The sequence below is a fragment of the Corallococcus sp. RDP092CA genome (assembly GCF_041903675.1).
Lineage (GTDB): Bacteria > Myxococcota > Myxococcia > Myxococcales > Myxococcaceae > Corallococcus.
This window is the reverse complement of sequence record NZ_JAYESI010000095.1, coordinates 1-1,135: the sequence shown is the minus strand read 5'-3', so window position 1 is coordinate 1,135 and position 1,135 is coordinate 1. Positions and strand designations below refer to the sequence as shown.

The following is a 1,135-nucleotide window of genomic DNA, read 5'->3' as shown; positions in this document are numbered from 1 at the left end:
GCGAACCGGAGCTCCTTCTCCATCGCGACCGGGGTGATGAGCTCCACCTCGATGGCGATGTTGTCGCCCGGCATGACCATCTCGACGTTGTCCGGCAGCTTCACCGTGCCCGTCACGTCCGTGGTGCGGAAGTAGAACTGCGGACGGTACCCCTTGAAGAACGGGGTGTGGCGGCCGCCCTCTTCCTTCGACAGCACGTAAATCTGCGCCTTGAACTTCGTGTGCGGCGTGATGCTGCCCGGCTTCGCCAGCACCTGCCCGCGCTCCATGTCCTCGCGCTTGAGGCCACGCACCAGCGCGCCGATGTTGTCCCCCGCCCGCCCCTCGTCCAGCAGCTTGCGGAACATCTCCACGCCCGTCACCACCGTCTTCTGCGTCGCGCGCAGACCGACGACCTCCACCTCCTCGCCCACCTTGATGACGCCGCGCTCCACGCGCCCCGTCGCCACCGTACCACGGCCCGCGATGGAGAAGACGTCCTCCACCGGCATCAGGAAGGGCTTGTCCGTCGCGCGCTGCGGCGTCGGGATGTACTCGTCCACCGCCGCCATCAGCTTCAGGATGGCCGGCTCGCCGATGTCGCTGGTGTCACCCTCCAGCGCCTTCACCGCGGAGCCCGGGATGATGGGGATGGTGTCCCCGGGGAACTCGTACTTCTTCAGCAGGTCCCGGACCTCCATCTCCACCAGCTCGCGCAGCTCCGGGTCGTCCAGCAGGTCCACCTTGTTCAGGAAGACCACGATGTACGGCACGCCCACCTGCCGCGCCAGCAGGATGTGCTCGCGCGTCTGCGGCATCGGGCCGTCCGCCGCCGACACCACCAGGATGGCGCCGTCCATCTGCGCCGCTCCCGTAATCATGTTCTTCACGTAGTCCGCGTGCCCCGGGCAGTCCACGTGCGCGTAGTGCCGGTTCTTCGTCTTGTACTCCACGTGCGCCGTCGAGATGGTGATGCCGCGCTCGCGCTCCTCCGGCGCCTTGTCAATCTGGTCGTACGCCAGGAACGTGGCGCCGCCCGTCTTCGCCAGCACCTTCGTGATGGCCGCCGTCAGCGACGTCTTGCCGTGGTCCACGTGCCCAATCGTTCCGATGTTCACGTGGGGCAGGCTGCGATCGAACTTTTCCTTGGACATGA

The 1,135-nt window shown here is 66.7% G+C and carries 1 protein-coding gene; it reads right to left on the bottom strand.

Going from position 1 to position 1,135, the window contains the following annotated elements:
• Positions 1–1,133 (bottom strand): elongation factor Tu (gene tuf, locus U8525_RS34300; RefSeq protein WP_374270949.1); only part of this gene is annotated, 1,133 nt, incomplete at its 3' end.
• Positions 1,134–1,135 lie beyond the last annotated feature (2 nt).